Raw genomic sequence first — 18,286 nt, forward strand, 5'->3', positions numbered from 1 at the left:
TCAGCCCCTCATCCGAAGAAGTTCCGTACGTGCTCCAGGCCGTCGACCAGTGCGTCGATCTCGGCCGGCGTGGAGTACAGATAGAACGACGCCCGCGTGGTCGCAGGAATTCCGTAGCGCAGGCAGACCGGCCGGGCGCAGTGGTGGCCGACCCGGACCGCGATGCCCTGCTCGTCGAGGACCTGGCCCACGTCGTGCGGGTGGATGTCGCCGAGCGTGAAGGAGATCGCGGCGCCGCGGTCCTCGGCCGTGGTGGGGCCGATGATCCGCAGGTCGGGAACCTCCGCCAGCCGCTTCACCGCGTACTCGGTGAGCGCCTGCTCATGGGCGAGGACCTTGTCCATGCCGATCGAGTTCAGGTAGTCGATCGCCGCGCCCAGGCCGATCGCCTGGGAGATCGGCGGGGTGCCCGCCTCGAACTTGTGCGGGGCGGGGGCGTAGGTCGAGGAGTGCATCGACACCGTCTCGATCATCTCGCCGCCGCCGAGGAACGGAGGCAGGTCCTCCAGCAGCTCCTGGCGGCCCCAGAGCACGCCGATGCCGGTCGGACCGCACATCTTGTGGCCGGTGAAGGCCACGAAGTCGGCCTGGAGCGCCTGCACGTCCAGCGGCATGTGCGGGGCGGCCTGGGAGGCGTCGATGCAGACCAGGGCGCCGACCTCCTGGGCGCGGCGGACTATGGCCTCGACCGGGTTGTGGGTGCCGAGGATGTTGGAGACCAGCACGAAGGAGACGATCTTCGTCTTCTCGGTGATGACCTCGTCGATGTTCGACAGGTCCAGGCGGCCGTCGTCGGTCAGGCCGAACCACTTCAGCTTCGCGCCCGTGCGCTGCGCCAGCAGCTGCCAGGGCACGATGTTGGAGTGGTGCTCCATCTCCGTGATGACGATCTCGGTGTCGTGGTCCACCCGGTAGGGCTCGTCGGCCCAGCCGAGCATGTTCGCCACGAGGTTGAGGGATTCCGAGGCGTTCTTGGTGAAGATCACCTCGTCGCGGCTGGGCGCGTTGACGAACGCCGCGACCTTGTCGCGGGCGCCCTCGTACAGCGCCGTGGCCTCCTCGGCGAGCACGTGCACCCCGCGGTGCACGTTGGCGTTGTGCTGTTCGTAGTACTCGGACAGCACGTCGAGCACCTGGCGCGGGGTCTGGGAGGTCGCCGCGTTGTCCAGGTACACGAGCTTCTTGCCGTCGTGGACGAGTCGGTCCAGGACGGGGAAGTCCTTGCGGATCGCCTCGGTGTCGAGGAGGCCCGGCAGCTGTGTCACGCGGATGCGCCACCCTTCACGTATGCCTCGTAGCCCTCGTTCTCCAGCTTGTCGGCGAGTTCGGCGCCGCCGGACTCGACGATGCGGCCGGCGGAGAAGACATGGACGTAGTCGGGCTTGATGTAGCGCAGGATGCGCGTGTAGTGCGTGATCAGCAGGGTGCCGACCTCGCCGGTCTCGCGGACGCGGTTCACACCCTCGGAGACGATCCGCAGCGCGTCGACGTCCAGGCCGGAGTCCGTCTCGTCGAGGATCGCGACCTTCGGCTTGAGCAGTTCGAGCTGGAGGATCTCGTGGCGCTTCTTCTCACCGCCGGAGAAGCCCTCGTTGACGTTGCGCTCGGCGAAGGAGGGGTCCATGTGGAGCCGCTCCATGGTCTCCTTGACCTCCTTCACCCAGGTGCGCAGCTTGGGGGCCTCGCCGCGGATCGCGGTGGCGGAGGTGCGCAGGAAGTTGGAGACCGAGACGCCGGGGACCTCGACCGGGTACTGCATCGCCAGGAACAGGCCGGCGCGGGCGCGCTCGTCGACGGACATCTCCAGGACGTCCTCGCCGTCGAGGGTGACGGTGCCGCCGGTGATCGTGTACTTCGGGTGACCCGCGAGCGAGTAGGCGAGGGTCGACTTGCCCGAGCCGTTGGGGCCCATGATGGCGTGCGTCTCGCCCTGCTTCACGGTGAGGTCGACGCCCTTGAGGATCTCCTTCGTGGCGTTGTCGGCCTCGACGGTGACGTGCAGGTCTCGGATTTCAAGCGTTGCCATGGGTGCCTCAGGACTCCTGGGAGAGGGAGACGAGCACGTCGTCCCCTTCGATCTTTACGGGGTATACGGGGACGGGACGCGTCGCCGGAAGACTGTCGGGCTTGCCCGAGCGCAGGTCGAAGCGCGAGCCGTGCAGCCAGCACTCGATGTGGCAGTCGTCGACCTCGCCCTCGGACAGCGAGACGTTCGCGTGCGAGCAGATGTCGTTGATGGCGAACACCTCGCCCTCGGTGTGCACCACGGAGATGGGCGTGCCGTCGAGTTCCACCCGCTTGGGGGTGTCCTCCTCCAGCTCGCTCAGCCCGCAGACGCGTACGAAGGTGCCGCTCATGCGACCGACGCCTCCAGCTCCTCCTCGATCCGGACGAGCAGGCGCTCCTCGATGTCCTTGACACCGATCTGCTGGACCAGTTCGGCGAAGAAGCCGCGGACCACCAGGCGGCGGGCCTCGTACTCCGGGATGCCGCGGGCCATCAGGTAGAAGAGCTGCTCGTCGTCGAAGCGGCCGGTGGCGGAGGCGTGACCGGCGCCGACGATCTCGCCGGTCTCGATCTCCAGGTTCGGCACGGAGTCGACCCGGGCGCCGTCGGTCAGCACCAGGTTGCGGTTCATCTCGTAGGTGTCGGTGCCCTCGGCGCTGGCCTCGATGAGCACGTCGCCGATCCACACCGCGTGCGCCTGCTCGCCCTGGAGCGCGCCCTTGTAGACCACGTTGGACTTGCAGTGCGGGGCGTCGTGGTCGACGAAGAGCCGGTGCTCCTGGTGCTGGCCCGCGTCGGTGAAGTACAGGCCGAGCAGCTCGGCCTCGCCGCCGGGGGCGGCGTACGTCACGCGCGGGTGCAGCCGGACGACATCGCCGCCGAAGGTGACGACGACCGACTTGAGGGAGGCGTCCCGGCCGATCAGGGCGTTGTGCTGGCCCACGTGGACGGCCTTGTCGTCCCAGTCCTGGACGGAGACGACGGTGAGCTTGGCGCCGTCGCCCAGCAGGTAGTCGACGTTGGCGGCGAGCACCGCGTCACCGGTGTGGTCGATGACGACGACGGCCTCGGCGAAGGCCCCCAGTTCGATGACCTGGTGGCCGTAGGCGACCCCGCCCTCGCCGTGCACCGCGATGCGGATCGGCTCGGTGAGGACGGTCTCCTTGGGGACGCTCACCACCGAGGCCGTCTCGAAGGCGGAGTACGCCTGCGCGGCGACCCGGTCGACCGGCGTGCCGGCCCTGCCGAGCCGCGCGTCGTCACGGCCGACGCTCTCCACGCTCACGCCCTCGGGCGCCTGGACGTCCACCTTCACGCCGCCGCCGGTGGCGGTCGCGGTGCCGTCGTGCAGGCCGCGCAGCCGCTCCAGCGGGGTGAACCGCCACTCCTCCTCGCGGCCGTGCGGGACCGGGAAGTCCGCCACGTCGAAGGACGGCGGCGCGCTCATGCGCGTGGCGACGGTCGACTCCGCGGCGACCGCGATCTGGCCCGCGGTGGTGGAGCCCACGGGTGGGGGTGCCCCCTGTCCGAGCGGGGTCGCGGACTGGGGGGAGTTCTGAGCCTCAGCCATGGCTGTCGGTCTGCTCTCTTCCTACGTCGGTGTTCGCTGGCTGGTCGCTGCCCGGCACGGGGTCAGCCGACCGCGCCTTCCATCTGCAGCTCGATCAGCCGGTTCAGCTCCAGCGCGTACTCCATGGGGAGCTCCTTGGCGATCGGCTCGACGAAGCCGCGCACGATCATCGCCATCGCCTCGAACTCGGTCAGACCGCGGCTCATCAGGTAGAAGAGCTGGTCCTCGGAGACCTTGGAGACGGTCGCCTCGTGGCCCATGGACACGTCGTCCTCGCGGACGTCCACGTAGGGGTAGGTGTCGGAGCGGGAGATGGTGTCGACGAGCAGCGCGTCGCACAGCACGTTGGACTTGGAGCCCGCGGCGCCCTCGCCGATCTCGACCAGGCCGCGGTACGAGGTGCGGCCGCCGCCGCGCGCCACCGACTTGGAGACGATGTTGGAGGAGGTGTTCGGCGCCATGTGGACCATCTTGGAACCGGCGTCCTGGTGCTGGCCCTCGCCCGCGAAGGCGATGGACAGGGTCTCGCCCTTGGCGTGCTCGCCCATCAGGTAGACGGCCGGGTACTTCATCGTCACCTTGGAGCCGATGTTGCCGTCGATCCACTCCATGGTCGCGCCCTCGTAGGCGACGGCGCGCTTGGTGACCAGGTTGTAGACGTTGTTCGACCAGTTCTGGATGGTCGTGTAGCGGCAGCGGGCGTTCTTCTTGACGATGATCTCGACGACCGCGGAGTGCAGCGAGTCCGACTTGTAGATCGGGGCGGTGCAGCCCTCGACGTAGTGCACGTAGGCACCCTCGTCGACGATGATCAGGGTCCGCTCGAACTGGCCCATGTTCTCCGTGTTGATACGGAAGTAGGCCTGGAGCGGGATCTCCACGTGGACGCCCGGCGGGACGTAGATGAAGGAGCCGCCGGACCACACCGCGCTGTTCAGCGACGCGAACTTGTTGTCGCCGACGGGGATGACGGTCCCGAAGTACTCCTTGAAGAGCTCCGGGTGCTCCTTGAGGGCCGTGTCCGTGTCCAGGAAGATGACGCCCTGCTCCTCCAGGTCCTCACGGATCTGGTGGTAGACGACCTCCGACTCGTACTGGGCGGCCACACCGGCGACCAGGCGCTGCTTCTCGGCCTCCGGGATGCCCAGCTTGTCGTAGGTGTTCCTGATGTCCTCGGGCAGGTCCTCCCAGGACTCCGCCTGCTTCTCCGTGGAGCGCACGAAGTACTTGATGTTGTCGAAGTCGATCCCCGACAGGTCCGAGCCCCAGTTCGGCATGGGCTTCTTCTCGAAGAGCCTCAGGCCCTTGAGGCGGAGCTTGGTCATCCACTCCGGCTCGGACTTCTTCGCGGAGATGTCCTTGACGACGTCCTCGTTCAGACCGCGCCGGGCGGAGGCACCGGCCTCGTCGGAGTCGGCCCAGCCGTATTCGTAGTTGCCCAGGCCCTCGAGTTCGGGGTGGGCAGTCTCCGTGGGGAGAGTCATGCGGGGTTCCTCCCGGCCGTGCTGGTGGATGCGGGGTCGCTTGTCTGGGAAATCCTGGGGATGAACGTCGTGCAGACGCCGTCGCCGTGGGCGATGGTCGCCAGTCGCTGGACATGGGTACCCAGCAGCTCGGCGAAGATCTCCGTCTCCGCCTCGCACAGCTGCGGGAACTGTTCCGCGACATGGGCGACCGGGCAGTGGTGCTGGCAGAGCTGCTCGCCCTGCTGCGGGAGGGGCGCGCCGCGTGCGGTGGCAGCGTACCCGTCCAGGCTCAGCGCCTTGGCCAGCGCCTGGGCGCGCTGATCGGGACCGGCCCCCTCGATCGCCTTGCGGTACGCGCGTGCCTGCGCGGCGAAGCGGGCCCGCGCGAAGGCGGCCACCGCCTCCGGGCCGCCCTCCCGCTCGGCGATCCAGCGCATCGCGTCCGCGGCGAGCTTGTCGTACGACTGGTCGAAGGCGTCCCGGCCGCAGTCGGTGAGCGCGAAGACCTTGGCGGGCCGCCCGCGCGTCCGCGCGCCGTACACCCGCCGCTCGCGGGCCTCCACGACGTCGTCGGCGACCAGCGCGTCCAGGTGACGGCGTACGGCCGCCTGGGTGAGGCCCAGCCGTCCGGCCAGCTCGGCGACGGTCGAGGGACCGTGGTCCAGGATGGACCGCGCGACCCGGTTGCGCGTGGAGCGCTCCCCGGTCGCCAGTTCCTCCTGCGGGGTCCCCGTGGGGGTCGCCCGAGCCTCGCCGACGTTTTTCACAACGCCATTGTTGCGTAATTCATCGGGGACTGACAAGCGCCGCCGGGGCGGGCCGACGGTGCCCTGCGTCACTTAGGCATACCTAATCCGACCTGCGGAAACGGTCGGTGATCGATCAAACGGGTGGCGTCGGCACACGCGGTGCGCCACACTCCCTGACCATGCCCACACCCCCTCCGACCGGCCCACTTGTGACCCGCGACACCCTCGCCGAGGACCTGCGCGCACTCGGCGTCCGGCCCGGCGAGACCCTGTTGACACACTCCTCGATGAAGTCCCTCGGCTGGGTCTGCGGAAGCCAGGTCGCCGTCGTCCGGGGGCTGCTCGACGCGCTCGGCCCGGACGGCACCCTCGTCGTCCCCGCCCAGAGCGGCGACCTGTCCGACCCGGCCCTGTGGTCGCGGCCCCCGGTGCCCGAGGCGTGGTGGGACACCATCCGCGCCGCCATGCCCGGCTACGACCCCGCCACCACCCCCACGCTCGGGGTCGGCGTCGTCCCCGAGACCGTCCGCACCTGGCCGGGCGCCCTGCGCAGCGCCCACCCCCAGACGTCGTTCGCCGCGATCGGCCCGCGCGCGCGGGACATCACCGACGGGCACGCCGCCGACTGCCGGCTGGGCGAGCGCAGCCCGCTCGCCCGCCTGGAGGCGCTCGGCGCGCGCGTGCTGCTGCTCGGCACCGGCTACGACACCTGCACCTGCTTCCACCTCGCCGAGTACCGCGTCCCCTCACCCCGCGTGCGCGTGGGCAGGCCCGGACCGCACGGCTGGGAGACGGTGACCGAGGTCTCGATCGACTCCGGGTGCTTCGGTGACCTCGGACACGACTTCGAACGGGACCGGCCGGTCGTCCGCGGCACCGTGGGCGCCGCCGCGGCCCGGCTGTTCCCGCTGGCCGACGCGGTCGCGTACGCCGAGCGCTGGCTCGCGCTGCACCGTCCCCGTGAGGAGGACATCACGCACCCGGGCACCTGAGAGGTCCGGCGCGTCCCTAGACTCTGGACCCATGCGAAGTGAGCCCGCCCGCCCGTCTCCCGACCACCGTCCTCCGGCGAGACGCTTCGCGCCGCAGCCGGTCGTCGAGATCCGGTCCCTGGTCAAGCGGTACGGCACGAAGACCGCGGTGGACGGCCTCGACCTGGTGGCCGGGCCGGGCGTGACCGCCGTGCTCGGCCCCAACGGCGCCGGCAAGACGACCACGGTCGAGACCTGCGAGGGGTACCGGAGGCCGGACTCCGGCACGGTGCGCGTCCTGGGCCTCGACCCGGTCACCCAGTCCGCCGGGCTGCGCCCCCGGATCGGGGTGATGCTCCAGTCCGGCGGCGTGTACTCGGGGGCGCGGGCCGACGAGATGCTGCGCCACGTCGCGAAGCTGCACGCGCATCCGCTGGACGTGGACGCCCTGATCGAACGGCTGGGCCTCGGAAGCTGCGGCCGGACCGGCTACCGCAGGCTCTCCGGCGGCCAGCAGCAGCGGCTGGCGCTGGCCATGGCCGTGGTCGGCCGGCCCGAGCTGGTCTTCCTGGACGAGCCCACCGCCGGACTCGACCCGCAGGCCCGCCGCGCCACCTGGGACCTGGTCCGCGACCTGCGCACCGACGGGGTCTCCGTGATCCTCACCACGCACCACATGGACGAGGCCGAGCAGCTCGCCGACGACGTCGCGATCATCGACGCCGGCCGGGTCATCGCCCAGGGCTCCCCCGAGGAGCTGTGCCGCGGCGGCGCGGAGAACACCCTGCGCTTCAGCGGCCGCCCCGGACTGGACGTCGCCTCCCTGCTCAAGGCCCTGCCGCCCGAGTCCTCCGCGGCCGAGCTGACGCCCGGCGCCTACCGGGTGGTCGGCGAGGTCGACCCGCAACTGCTCGCCACGGTGACGTCCTGGTGCGCGCAGCACGGGGTGATGCCGGACCGGATCTCCGTCGAACGGCACACGCTGGAGGACGTCTTTCTCGAACTGACGGGCAAGGAGCTGCGCTCATGACCACCACCTCCGCCACCGGCTCCCCCGGCACCTACGTGCCGCGCCCCGGCGCCGCCCCGCTGCCCCGCATGATCGCGGCGCAGGCGGCGCTGGAGACGAGGATGCTGCTGCGCAACGGCGAGCAGTTGCTGCTGACGGTGGTCATCCCCGCGCTGCTGCTGGTGCTGTTCGGCTCGGTGGACATCGTGGACACCGGGGCGGGCAGGTCCGTGGACTTCCTCGCGCCGGGGGTGCTGGCGCTCGCGGTGATGTCGACGGCGTTCACCGGGCAAGCCATCGCCACCGGCTTCGAGCGCCGCTACGGCGTGCTCAAGCGGCTGGCGTCGTCACCGCTGCCGCGCTGGGGGCTGATGACCGCCAAGACGGCGTCGGTGCTGGTCACCGAGGTGCTCCAGGTGATCCTGCTGACCGTGATCGCCTTCGCCCTCGGCTGGTCCCCGCACGGCAACCCGCTCGTCGTGCTGGTGCTGCTGGTCCTCGGCACGGCGGCCTTCAGCGGGCTGGGCCTGCTGATGGCCGGGACGCTGAAGGCCGAGGCGACCCTGGCCGCCGCCAACCTGGTCTTCCTGCTGCTGCTCGTCGGCGGCGGGGTGATCGTGCCGCTGGACAAGTTCCCCTCCGGCGTCCAGGACGTCCTGGCCCTGCTGCCGGTCTCGGCGCTCTCCGACGGGCTGCGCGACGTCCTCCAGCACGGCGCGGGCATGCCCTGGGGCGACCTCGGGATCCTCGCCGTGTGGGCGGTGGCGGGGCTGGCCGCCGCCGCGAAGTTCTTCCGCTGGGAATAGGCGGCGAAGACACCCCATGGACCCTCGTGAAAGTGTGCACAAGCGGCGGCCTACGATGGAACGCGTGCCGAACCTGACCCGCGACGACGCCGTAGCCGCCGTGCGCAACCCGCTCGCCTTCATCGCCGAACGCTGGACCCCGCAGCCCAGGACCGTCCAGCGGGCGGCCCTCGCCGCGCTCGTCATGGCGGTCGTCATCGTCGTCACCGGGGGCGCCGTCCGGCTGACCGGCTCGGGCCTTGGCTGCCCGACCTGGCCCACCTGCACCGACGACTCGCTGACCACGACCCGCGCGATGGGCTTCCACGGCGTGATCGAGTTCGGCAACCGCATGCTGACGTACGTGCTGTGCGCCGCGGTCGGCTGGGCGATCATCGCCGCCCGCTCGCAGAAGCCGTGGCGGCGCGGGCTGACCCGGCTGGGCTGGGTGCAGTTCTGGGTCGTCATGGGCAACGCGGTGCTCGGCGGCATCGTCGTCCTGGTCGGCCTGAACCCGTACACCGTCGCGGCGCACTTCCTGCTCTCCACGGCGCTGATCGCGGTCGCCACGGTGATGTGGCAGCGCACCCGCGAGGGCGACGGGGCGCCGCGTCCGCTGGTCGGCAAGGCCGTGCAGCAGCTGGTGTGGGTGCTGGTCGCGGCGAGCGTGCTGCTGATCGCGGTGGGCACCGTCGTGACCGGCGCCGGTCCGCACGCGGGCGACTCCGCCGAGGTGGAGCGCATCCCACTCGACTGGGAGACCGTCGCCAAGGCGCACGCGGTGCTGGCCTGGATCGTGGTCACGCTGACGTTCGCCCTGTGGTTCGTCCTCAAGGCCGTCGACGCCCCCAGGGGCCCCCTGAACCGCACCCGGGACCTGTTCCTGATCCTGCTGTCCCAGGGCGTCATCGGCTATGTCCAGTACTTCACGCATCTGCCCGAGGTGCTGGTGGCCGCGCACATGCTGGGGTCCTGTGTGATGTGGATCGGCGTGCTGCGGGTCCTGCTGTCCCTGCGGGAGCGGTCCGGGGCGGCGGACGGGGCGGACGGCGCGCTGCCGGACACCGCCGGCGAGCCCGTCGCGCTGACGAAGGCGTAGCACCCCACCCGCGCGGCCCCGCGCACACGTCGGCCGGTGCGCCGGCGAGGGACCTGGTCCAGGTTCCCCGCCGGCGCACCGGCCGACCGCGTTCCGTGCGCCCCGGTCAGCGGTTGGCGGGGCCGCCGAGCTGGATGCCCGCCATGCGCGTCCACTCGAACGGGCCCGTCCTCACCTTGGCGGCGAACTCGCCGTCGAAGGACTCGTGGACGGTGATCCCCGCCTTCCGCACGGCCTGCTCGGCGATGGCCCAGGTGGGGGCCACGATGTCGCCCCAGGCGCCGTCCTCGCCGACGAGGACGATCCGGGCACCGCGCTCGCCGATGTACGCGACCTGCCCCTCGGCGCCGCCGTGCGCCTTGGAGAAGGAGCCGATCCGGTGGGCGAGGCGGGCCGCCTTGCGCTCGGCCCTGGGGTCAACCTGCTGCGTGTCTGCCATGGCCAGGATGCTACCGACGGGTAGACACAACGGCGACGGGCGGGGTGCGTGGCCTTGGCCACGCACCCCGCCCGTACCGTGCGGGTGCTGCGGGGGTCAGTGCAGGAAGGGGTCCACCGCCACCGCGACGAACAGGATCGACACATAGGTGATCGACCAGTGGAACAGCCGCATCTCCTTGAGCTTCGTGCCGGTCACCTCGGCCTTGGCGCGGTTCTGGAGCCCGTGCGCCTCCCACAGCCAGAAGCCGCCGGACAGCAGGGCGACCACGGTGTAGAACCAGCCGGTGTAGCCCAGCGGGGTCAGCAGCAGCGAGACGAGGACCATCACCCAGCTGTAGATCACGATCTGCCGGGCGACCACCTTGTTGGAGGCGATGACCGGGAGCATCGGCACGCCCACGCGCGCGTAGTCCTCCTTGACCTTCATGGACAGCGGCCAGTAGTGCGGCGGCGTCCAGAAGAACATCACGAGGAAGAGGATGACCGGCGCCCACGACATGGAGTTCGTGACGGACGACCAGCCGATGAGCACCGGCAGGCAGCCGGCGATGCCGCCCCACACGATGTTCTGCGACGTACGCCGTTTGAGGATCATCGTGTAGACGACGACGTAGAAGAGGAGCGCGCCGAGCGACAGCCAGGCCGACAGCCAGTTGACGGTGAATCCGAACAGCAGTGTGGAGACGACCGCCAGGCCGATGCCGAAGGCGAGGCATTCCCGCGGGCTGACCATTCCGGTGACCAGCGGACGCTGCGAGGTGCGGTCCATCAGCGCGTCGATGTCGCGGTCGATGTACATGTTCAGCGCGTTGGCGCCGCCCGCGGACAGATAACCGCCGACACAGGTGAGCAGCACCAGCCTGAGGCTGGGCACACCCTGCTGTGCCAGGAACATCACCGGCACGGTGGTGATCAGCAGCAGCTCGATGATCCGCGGCTTGGTCAGTGCCACGAACGCCTTGACCCGGGCCCCGAACGGCCGGTGGCTCGGGCTCTGGCCTGCACCGAGTAGTCCCTCGCCCCGGGCCTTGAGGGCCTGGGAGGGACCCCCAGGACGGGATTCGACGGCCGTCACGCACACCCCTGACAGAGACTCCCAGCGAGCCCCGCCCCATGAACGCAGGGTAAAGGCTCGCGCGTACCACGCCACTGTAGACGTTGCCCAGACCCGGACATTCGCGGGGGTGGGGTCGTGTTGGCCGCGCCCGCCCGGCGGCCGTCCGGCCAGGGTCTCACCGCCCGGTCGGCTCCCCCGCCGGACTCCCCTTCGAACGGGCGCGGCCGGGCTCGATCGAGCGATCGGATGAGCGGTCCCCTATTCAGGTGCCGAATTCACTCCCGGTTGGCCGAGAGGCGGATTTCCCGTAGTCCCGTCAGTCTTGAATGACTCGAAAAAACGCACGTCTTTACGGGGGTAGGCTCAACAACGGCCGGCCGACGCCGAGAACGCCGGCAGCCCGTGCGTGGACACACGCACCGGCATCCGACATGTGGAGAGGAGCCCTGACCCAGGGTGAGCACCAAGCCGACCACCACAGACCTCGAGTGGACCGAGTTGGACCAGCGCGCGGTGGACACCGCGCGCGTCCTGGCCGCCGATGCCGTACAGAAGGTCGGAAACGGCCATCCCGGTACGGCCATGAGTCTGGCTCCCGCCGCGTACACCCTCTTCCAGAAGGTGATGCGGCACGACCCGGCCGATCCGCAGTGGGTGGGGCGCGACCGCTTCGTGCTGTCCGCCGGCCACTCCTCCCTGACGCTCTACACCCAGCTCTACCTGGCCGGCTTCGGCCTGGAGCTGGCGGACCTGGAGTCCTTCCGCACCTGGGGCTCCAAGACCCCGGGCCACCCCGAGTACGGGCACACCGCCGGGGTGGAGACCACCACCGGTCCGCTCGGGCAGGGTGTGGCCAACGCGGTGGGCATGGCGATGGCCGCCCGCTACGAGCGCGGCCTCTTCGACCCCGAGGCCCCGCAGGGCGAGTCGCCCTTCGACCACTTCGTCTACTGCGTCGCCGGTGACGGCTGCCTCCAGGAGGGCATCTCGGCCGAGGCGTCCTCGATGGCCGGCCACCAGAAGCTCGGCAACCTGATCCTGCTGTGGGACGACAACCACATCTCGATCGAGGGCGACACCGAGACCGCCGTCTCCGAGGACACCGTCAAGCGGTACGAGGCCTACGGCTGGCACGTGCAGCGCGTGGCGGCCAAGGAGGACGGCGACCTGGACCCGCAGGCGATCTACGCCGCGATCCAGGCGGCCAAGGCGGTCACCGACCGGCCGTCGTTCATCGCGATGCGCTCCATCATCGCCTGGCCCGCCCCGCACGCCCAGAACACCGAGGCCGCGCACGGCTCGGCGCTGGGCGAGGACGAGGTCGCGGCCACCAAGCGCGTCCTCGGCTTCGACCCGGACAAGCACTTCGACGTCTCCGACGAGGTCATCGGCCACACCCGGCAGGCGCTGGAGCGCGGCCGGCAGGCGCGCGAGGAGTGGGAGAAGTCCTTCCAGGCGTGGCGCGCGGCCAACACCGAGCGGGCCGCCGAGTTCGACCGGATCGCCGCCGCCGAGCTGCCCGCCGGCTGGGCCGAGAAGATCCCGGTCTTCGAGGCGGGCAAGAGCGTGGCGACCCGCGCCGCCTCCGGCAAGGTGCTCCAGGCGCTCGGCGAGGTGCTGCCCGAGCTGTGGGGCGGCTCCGCCGACCTGGCCGGCTCCAACAACACCACCATCGACAAGACGTCCTCCTTCCTCCCCGCGGGCAACCCGCTCCCGGAGGCGGACCCCTACGGCCGCACCATCCACTTCGGCATCCGCGAGCACTCGATGGGCGCCGAGCTGAACGGCATCACGCTGCACGGCAACACGCGCGTGTACGGCGGCACCTTCCTGGTCTTCTCCGACTACATGCGCAACGCCGTGCGCCTGTCCGCCCTGATGCACCTGCCGGTGACGTACGTGTGGACGCACGACTCCATCGGCCTCGGCGAGGACGGCCCCACCCACCAGCCCGTCGAACACCTCGCCTCGCTGCGCGCCATCCCCGGACTGAACATCGTCCGCCCGGCCGACGCCAACGAGACCGCCATCGCCTGGGCCGAGATCCAGCGCCGCTGGACCAAGGAGTACGGCAAGGGCGCCCCGCACGGCCTCGCGCTCACCCGCCAGGGCGTGCCGACGTACGAGCCGGACGACGACGCGGCCAAGGGCGGCTACGTGCTGTTCGACGCCGAGGGCGGCGAGCCCGAGGTCATCCTGATCGCCACCGGTTCCGAGGTGCAGCTCGCCGTCGAGGCGCGCGAGCGGCTCCAGGCCGACGGCGTTCCCACGCGCGTGGTGTCCATGCCGTGCGTCGAGTGGTTCGAGGAGCAGGACCAGGGGTACCGGGAGAGCGTGCTGCCCCCGGCCGTGCGGGCGCGCGTCGCGGTCGAGGCCGGTGTCGCGTTGTCCTGGTACAAGTACGTCGGCGACGCCGGACGCATCGTCTCCCTGGAGCACTTCGGTGCCTCCGCCGACGCCAAGGTGCTGTTCCGCGAATTCGGTTTCACCGCCGAGAACGTGGTCGCCAAGGCCCGGGAATCCCTCGCCGCCGCCCAGCGCTGACGCTCATATACGACACGTAGGAGATGCAATTTCCATGACAGACGCACTCAAGCGCCTCTCCGATGAAGGCGTCGCGATCTGGCTGGACGACCTGTCGCGCAAGCGGATCACGTCCGGCAACCTCGCCGAGCTGATCGACCAGCAGCACGTCGTGGGCGTCACCACCAACCCGACGATCTTCCAGAAGGCGATCTCGCAGGGCGACGGCTACGACCAGCAGCTCTCCGACCTCGCGGCCCGCCGGGTCACCGTCGAAGAGGCCATCCGCATGATCACCACGGCGGACGTCCGCGACGCCGCCGACATCCTGCGCCCGGTCTTCGACGCCACCGACGGCCAGGACGGCCGGGTCTCCATCGAGGTCGACCCGCGTCTCGCCCACAACACCAAGGCGACGGTCGCCGAGGCCCGCCAACTGGCCTGGCTGGTGGACCGCCCCAACACGCTCATCAAGATCCCGGCCACCGAGGCGGGGCTGCCGGCGATCGCCGAGACCATCGGCAACGGCATCAGCGTCAACGTCACGCTGATCTTCTCGCTGGAGCGCTACCGCAAGGTCATGGACGCCTTCCTGACCGGCCTGGAGAAGGCCAAGGAGCGCGGCCTGGACCTTTCGAAGATCCACTCGGTGGCGTCCTTCTTCGTCTCCCGCGTCGACACCGAGATCGACCGGCGCATCGACGAACAGGGCACCGACGAGGCCAAGGCACTGCGCGGCAAGGCCGGTGTGGCCAACGCGCGCCTCGCCTACCAGGCGTACGAGGAGGTCTTCTCCTCCGACCGCTGGAGCGCGCTGGAGAACGCGGGCGCCAACAAGCAGCGCCCGCTGTGGGCCTCCACCGGAGTGAAGGACAAGGCGTACAAGGACACCATGTACGTCGAGGAGCTGGTGGCGCCGAACACGGTGAACACCATGCCGGAGGCCACCCTGGAGTCCACCGAGGACCACGGCGAGATCCGCGGCGACGCGGTCCGCGGCACCTACGCGCAGGCCCGCGCCGACCTGGACGCTCTGGAGAAGATCGGGATCTCCTACGACGACGTCGTCCGGGTTCTGGAGGTCGAGGGCGTCGAGAAGTTCGAGTCCTCCTGGAACGACCTGCTGAAGTCGACCGAGGCGGAGCTGGAGCGCCTCGCCCCCGCGGAGGGCTGACGCCTTGTCGTCTCTTTCCGGCAGCGGAGCGAACCCGCTCCGTGACCCCGCCGACCGACGGCTCCCGCGTATCGCGGGGCCGTCGGGCCTGGTCATCTTCGGCGTCACGGGCGACCTGTCCCGCAAGAAGCTGATGCCCGCCGTGTACGACCTCGCCAACCGGGGTCTGCTGCCGCCGGGCTTCTCGCTCGTCGGCTTCGCCCGGCGCGACTGGGAGCACGAGGACTTCGCGCAGGTCGTGCACGACGCCGTCAAGGAACACGCGCGCACCCCCTTCCGCGAGGAGGTGTGGCAGCAGCTCAGCCAGGGCATGCGCTTCGTCCAGGGCACCTTCGACGACGACGAGGCGTTCGAGCGGCTGCGCGCCACGATCGACGAGCTGGACAAGGCACAGGGCACGGGCGGCAACTTCGCCTTCTACCTGTCCGTCCCGCCGAAGTCGTTCCCGGTCGTCATCCAGCAGCTCAAGAAGCACCAGCTGGCCGACCAGACGGGCGGCTCCTGGCGGCGCGCGGTCATCGAGAAGCCGTTCGGCCACGACCTGGAGTCGGCCGAGGAGCTGAACAAGGTCGTCCACGAGGTCTTCGCCCCGGACCAGGTCTTCCGCATCGACCACTACCTGGGCAAGGAGACTGTCCAGAACATCCTGGCGCTCCGCTTCGCCAACACCATGTTCGAACCGATCTGGAACCGGTCCTTCGTGGACCATGTGCAGATCACCATGGCCGAGGACATCGGCATCGGCGGCCGGGCCGGCTACTACGACGGCATCGGCGCCGCCCGCGACGTCATCCAGAACCACCTGCTCCAGCTGATGGCGCTCACCGCGATGGAGGAGCCGTCCTCCTTCGACGCGGACGCGCTGGCGGCGGAGAAGGAGAAGGTGCTCGGCGCCGTCCGGCTGCCCAGGGACCTCGGCGCCTCCGCCGTGCGCGGCCAGTACGCGGCCGGCTGGCAGGGCGGCGAGAAGGTCATCGGGTACCTCGAAGAGGACGGCATCGACCCGAAGTCCAAGACCGACACCTACGCGGCCGTGAAGCTGGGCATCGACAACCGCCGCTGGGCGGGCGTCCCCTTCTATCTGCGCACCGGCAAGCGGCTGGGCCGCCGGGTCACCGAGATCGCGGTGGTCTTCCAGCGGGCCCCGCACTCCCCCTTCGACACCACGGCGACCGAGGAGCTGGGCCAGAACGCGGTCGTCATCCGGGTGCAGCCCGACGAGGGCGTGACCGTGCGGTTCGGCTCCAAGGTGCCGGGCACGTCGATGGAGATCCGGGACGTCTCGATGGACTTCGCCTACGGCGAGTCCTTCACCGAGTCCAGCCCGGAGGCGTACGAGCGGCTGATCCTGGACGTGCTGCTGGGCGACTCCAACCTCTTCCCGCGCACCGAGGAGGTCGAGCTGTCCTGGAAGATCCTCGACCCGATCGAGCGGTACTGGGACAGCCACGGCAGGCCCGCGCAGTACGCGTCCGGGACATGGGGGCCGGCCGAGGCCGACGAGATGCTCGCACGAGACGGACGGAGCTGGCGCAGGCCATGAAGATCGACCTGACCGACACCAACGCCGGGAAGATCAACAAGGCGCTCGTGCAGGGCCGCCGAGCGATCGGCACCCCTGCGGTCGGCATGGTGCTGACCCTCGTCATCGTCACCGACGAGGAGAACGCCTACGACGCGCTCAAGGCCGCCGGTGACGCCTCCCGCGAGCACCCCTCGCGGACCCTGGTCGTCATCCGGCGGGTCTCGCGCACCCTGCGCGACCGCACGTCCTCGCGGCTGGACGCCGAGGTGCGCCTCGGCGCGGAGGCGGGTGCGGGCGAGACGGTCGTGCTGCGGCTGTACGGCGAGGTCTGCGACCACGCCCAGTCGGTGGTGCTGCCGCTGCTGCTGCCGGACGCGCCGGTCGTCGTGTGGTGGCCGGTGAACGGCCCGCCGGCCCCGGCCGAGGACCCGCTGGGCGCGCTGGCGCAGCGCCGGGTCACCGACACCTACGCCTGCGAGCGGCCGGTGCGGGAACTGACCGCGCGGGCCGCCGCGTACACCCCGGGCGACACGGATCTCGCGTGGACCCGGATCACGCCCTGGCGCTCCATGCTGGCCGCCGCGCTGGACCAGGTGACCTGCGAGGTCCGGTCGGTCGAGGTGGAGGGCGAGGAGTCCAACCCGAGCTGTGAGCTGCTGGCGATGTGGCTGGCGGACCGGCTGGACGTGCCGGTGAAGCGTTCGCCGTCGGCCGGTCCCGGACTGACCGGGGTCCGGATGGACACGAGCTGCGGTCCGATCCGGCTGGACCGGGCCGACGGCCGGCTGGCCACGCTGGCCATCCAGGGCCAGCCGGAGCGGGCGGTCGCGCTGAAGCGGCGCGACACGGCCGAGCTGATAGCGGAGGAGCTGCGGCGCCTCGACCCGGACGACACCTATGCCTCGGCGCTGCGTTTCGGCGTCGAGCGGCTGAACGGCGGCGAGGCGACGGCCGACGAGCGGGCGCGGGCCGAGGGAGCGGGTGCCGAAGAGGGCCCGGTCGCGGTGGCCACCGCCGAGGAGGACACGGCGAAGGCGCCCGCGCGGCGCGCCGCCGCGAAGACCGCGAGGAAGTCCCCGACCCGGAAGGCGGCGGCGAAGTGAGCACTCCGCAGCTGGTCGTCCACCGTGACAAGGAGCTGATGGCGCAGGCCGCCGCGGCCCGGCTGATCACGAAGATCGTGGACGCGCAGGCGTCGACGGGTGCGGCGTCCGTGGTGCTGACCGGCGGGCGCAACGGCAACGGCGTGCTGGCCGCGCTGGCGGCGGCGCCCGCCCGGGACGCCGTCGACTGGACGCGCCTCGACCTGTGGTGGGGCGACGAGCGGTTCCTGCCCGAGGGCGACCCCGAGCGCAACATCACCCAGGCCCGGCAGGCGCTGCTGGACTCCGTACCGCTGGACCCGAAGCGCGTGCACGTCATGCCCGCGTCGGACGGCCCGTACGGCACGGACGTCGAGGCGGCGGCCGACGCCTACGCCGAGGAGCTGGCGCGGGCGGCGGGGCCGGAGAACCACGGCGCGGTGCCGGCCTTCGACGTGCTGATGCTGGGCGTCGGCCCGGACACGCATGTGGCGTCCTTGTTCCCCGAGCATCCGGGGGTGCGGGAGACGGAGCGCACGGTCGTCGGTGTGCACGGCTCGCCGAAGCCGCCGCCCACCCGGATCTCGCTGACGCTGCCCGCGATCCGCTCGGCCCGCGAGGTGTGGCTGCTCGCGGCGGGCGAGGACAAGGCGAACGCGGTGGCGATGGCGCTGTCCGGGGCGGGCGAGGTGCAGGCCCCGGCGGCCGGCGCCCACGGCCGGGCCCGCACGCTGTGGCTGCTGGACACGCCGGCAGCGGCGCAGCTGCCCAGGTCGCTGTATCCGCCGGCGTCGGCCTGACCGGTCACCGGAGACACAGAGCACCCGA

17 protein-coding genes are annotated in these 18,286 nt (G+C 70.8%); 9 read left to right on the plus strand and 8 right to left on the minus strand.

The window, feature by feature from the left end; translation table 11 throughout:
• Positions 1–8 precede the first annotated feature (8 nt).
• The 6 genes from A8713_RS07095 to A8713_RS07120 all read right to left on the minus strand — a co-directional run bounded on the left by A8713_RS07095 (position 9) and on the right by A8713_RS07120 (position 5,810).
• On the minus strand, positions 9–1,265 hold the full coding sequence (locus A8713_RS07095; RefSeq protein ID WP_064532277.1) for a cysteine desulfurase: 1,257 nt from the start codon (positions 1,263–1,265) through the stop codon (positions 9–11).
• Complete coding sequence (gene sufC / locus A8713_RS07100) at positions 1,262–2,026, minus strand: Fe-S cluster assembly ATPase SufC (RefSeq protein WP_064532279.1); 765 nt, start codon at positions 2,024–2,026, stop codon at positions 1,262–1,264. The genes A8713_RS07095 and sufC overlap by 4 nt, the downstream gene beginning before the upstream one ends.
• A 7-nt stretch (positions 2,027–2,033) precedes the next feature.
• Positions 2,034–2,357, minus strand: coding sequence for a non-heme iron oxygenase ferredoxin subunit (locus A8713_RS07105; RefSeq protein WP_018567630.1), 324 nt, complete (start codon positions 2,355–2,357; stop codon positions 2,034–2,036).
• A complete protein-coding gene (gene sufD, locus A8713_RS07110; protein WP_107440598.1) occupies positions 2,354–3,577 on the minus strand; it encodes a Fe-S cluster assembly protein SufD in 1,224 nt (407 codons plus the stop codon). The genes A8713_RS07105 and sufD overlap by 4 nt, the downstream gene beginning before the upstream one ends.
• A 62-nt stretch (positions 3,578–3,639) precedes the next feature.
• Entirely contained in the window at positions 3,640–5,061 is a 1,422-nt protein-coding gene (gene sufB, locus A8713_RS07115; protein WP_064532283.1) for a Fe-S cluster assembly protein SufB, read from the minus strand.
• Positions 5,058–5,810 carry a helix-turn-helix transcriptional regulator gene (locus A8713_RS07120; protein ID WP_064532286.1) on the minus strand — a complete coding sequence of 251 codons (753 nt, stop codon included), beginning with the start codon at positions 5,808–5,810 and terminating at the stop codon, positions 5,058–5,060. The genes sufB and A8713_RS07120 overlap by 4 nt, the downstream gene beginning before the upstream one ends.
• Before the next feature lie 161 nt (positions 5,811–5,971).
• Between A8713_RS07120 and A8713_RS07125 the strand changes: the two genes are divergently transcribed.
• Genes A8713_RS07125 through A8713_RS07140 form a run of 4 tightly spaced genes read left to right on the plus strand, consistent with a single transcriptional unit; the run spans position 5,972 to position 9,656 of the window.
• Entirely contained in the window at positions 5,972–6,784 is an 813-nt protein-coding gene (locus A8713_RS07125; RefSeq protein ID WP_064532287.1) for an aminoglycoside N(3)-acetyltransferase, read from the plus strand.
• A gap of 31 nt (positions 6,785–6,815) precedes the next feature.
• The gene (locus A8713_RS07130; protein WP_237305312.1) at positions 6,816–7,793 is read left to right on the plus strand and encodes an ABC transporter ATP-binding protein; all 978 of its coding nucleotides are present in this window, start codon (positions 6,816–6,818) and stop codon (positions 7,791–7,793) included.
• The gene (locus A8713_RS07135) at positions 7,790–8,578 is read left to right on the plus strand and encodes an ABC transporter permease (protein ID WP_064532288.1); all 789 of its coding nucleotides are present in this window, start codon (positions 7,790–7,792) and stop codon (positions 8,576–8,578) included. Before A8713_RS07130 ends, A8713_RS07135 begins: the two co-directional genes overlap by 4 nt.
• 55 nt (positions 8,579–8,633) lie before the next feature.
• Positions 8,634–9,656: a COX15/CtaA family protein gene (locus tag A8713_RS07140; RefSeq protein WP_064532290.1), complete on the plus strand. Its 1,023-nt coding sequence runs from the start codon at positions 8,634–8,636 to the stop codon at positions 9,654–9,656.
• 106 nt (positions 9,657–9,762) lie between these two features.
• On the opposite strand, the gene A8713_RS07145 is transcribed toward A8713_RS07140, so the two are convergent.
• Positions 9,763–10,095 (minus strand): hypothetical protein, encoded by a 333-nt coding sequence (locus A8713_RS07145; RefSeq protein ID WP_064532292.1) that lies wholly within the window; start codon positions 10,093–10,095, stop codon positions 9,763–9,765.
• 96 nt (positions 10,096–10,191) lie between these two features.
• Positions 10,192–11,178 (minus strand): heme o synthase, encoded by a 987-nt coding sequence (locus A8713_RS07150; protein ID WP_079158864.1) that lies wholly within the window; start codon positions 11,176–11,178, stop codon positions 10,192–10,194.
• Between the two features lie 432 nt (positions 11,179–11,610).
• Between A8713_RS07150 and tkt the strand changes: the two genes are divergently transcribed.
• From tkt to pgl, 5 genes are read left to right on the plus strand one after another with little or no spacing between them, the layout of a single operon-like run.
• On the plus strand, positions 11,611–13,698 hold the full coding sequence (gene tkt, locus A8713_RS07155; protein WP_064532295.1) for a transketolase: 2,088 nt from the start codon (positions 11,611–11,613) through the stop codon (positions 13,696–13,698).
• Positions 13,699–13,732: 34 nt separating this feature from the next.
• Complete coding sequence (tal, locus tag A8713_RS07160) at positions 13,733–14,851, plus strand: transaldolase (RefSeq protein WP_064532297.1); 1,119 nt, start codon at positions 13,733–13,735, stop codon at positions 14,849–14,851.
• Positions 14,852–14,855: 4 nt separating this feature from the next.
• Complete coding sequence (gene zwf / locus A8713_RS07165) at positions 14,856–16,394, plus strand: glucose-6-phosphate dehydrogenase (RefSeq protein WP_064532300.1); 1,539 nt, start codon at positions 14,856–14,858, stop codon at positions 16,392–16,394.
• Positions 16,391–17,479, plus strand: coding sequence for a glucose-6-phosphate dehydrogenase assembly protein OpcA (gene opcA / locus A8713_RS07170; RefSeq protein ID WP_064532302.1), 1,089 nt, complete (start codon positions 16,391–16,393; stop codon positions 17,477–17,479). The genes zwf and opcA overlap by 4 nt, the downstream gene beginning before the upstream one ends.
• Positions 17,476–18,258, plus strand: a complete 783-nt coding sequence (pgl, locus tag A8713_RS07175) for a 6-phosphogluconolactonase (RefSeq protein WP_064532304.1) — start codon at positions 17,476–17,478, stop codon at positions 18,256–18,258. Before opcA ends, pgl begins: the two co-directional genes overlap by 4 nt.
• The last annotated feature ends 28 nt before the right edge of the window (positions 18,259–18,286 follow it).

It is taken from the genome of Streptomyces sp. SAT1, assembly GCF_001654495.1.
In the GTDB taxonomy this organism is placed as follows: Bacteria; Actinomycetota; Actinomycetes; order Streptomycetales; family Streptomycetaceae; genus Streptomyces; species Streptomyces andamanensis.

Excerpts from the sequence above, each read along its gene's own strand:
- sufC (WP_064532279.1), bottom strand. The coding sequence starts at position 2,026 with ATGGCAACGCTTGAAATCCGAGACCTGCACGTCACCGTCGAGGCCGAC.
- A8713_RS07105 (WP_018567630.1), bottom strand. The coding sequence starts at position 2,357 with ATGAGCGGCACCTTCGTACGCGTCTGCGGGCTGAGCGAGCTGGAGGAG.
- sufD (WP_107440598.1), bottom strand. The coding sequence starts at position 3,577 with ATGGCTGAGGCTCAGAACTCCCCCCAGTCCGCGACCCCGCTCGGACAG.
- sufB (WP_064532283.1), bottom strand. The coding sequence starts at position 5,061 with ATGACTCTCCCCACGGAGACTGCCCACCCCGAACTCGAGGGCCTGGGC.
- A8713_RS07125 (WP_064532287.1), top strand. The coding sequence starts at position 5,972 with ATGCCCACACCCCCTCCGACCGGCCCACTTGTGACCCGCGACACCCTC.
- A8713_RS07130 (WP_237305312.1), top strand. The coding sequence starts at position 6,816 with ATGCGAAGTGAGCCCGCCCGCCCGTCTCCCGACCACCGTCCTCCGGCG.
- A8713_RS07135 (WP_064532288.1), top strand. The coding sequence starts at position 7,790 with ATGACCACCACCTCCGCCACCGGCTCCCCCGGCACCTACGTGCCGCGC.
- A8713_RS07140 (WP_064532290.1), top strand. The coding sequence starts at position 8,634 with ATGGAACGCGTGCCGAACCTGACCCGCGACGACGCCGTAGCCGCCGTG.
- A8713_RS07145 (WP_064532292.1), bottom strand. The coding sequence starts at position 10,095 with ATGGCAGACACGCAGCAGGTTGACCCCAGGGCCGAGCGCAAGGCGGCC.
- tal (WP_064532297.1), top strand. The coding sequence starts at position 13,733 with ATGACAGACGCACTCAAGCGCCTCTCCGATGAAGGCGTCGCGATCTGG.
- opcA (WP_064532302.1), top strand. The coding sequence starts at position 16,391 with ATGAAGATCGACCTGACCGACACCAACGCCGGGAAGATCAACAAGGCG.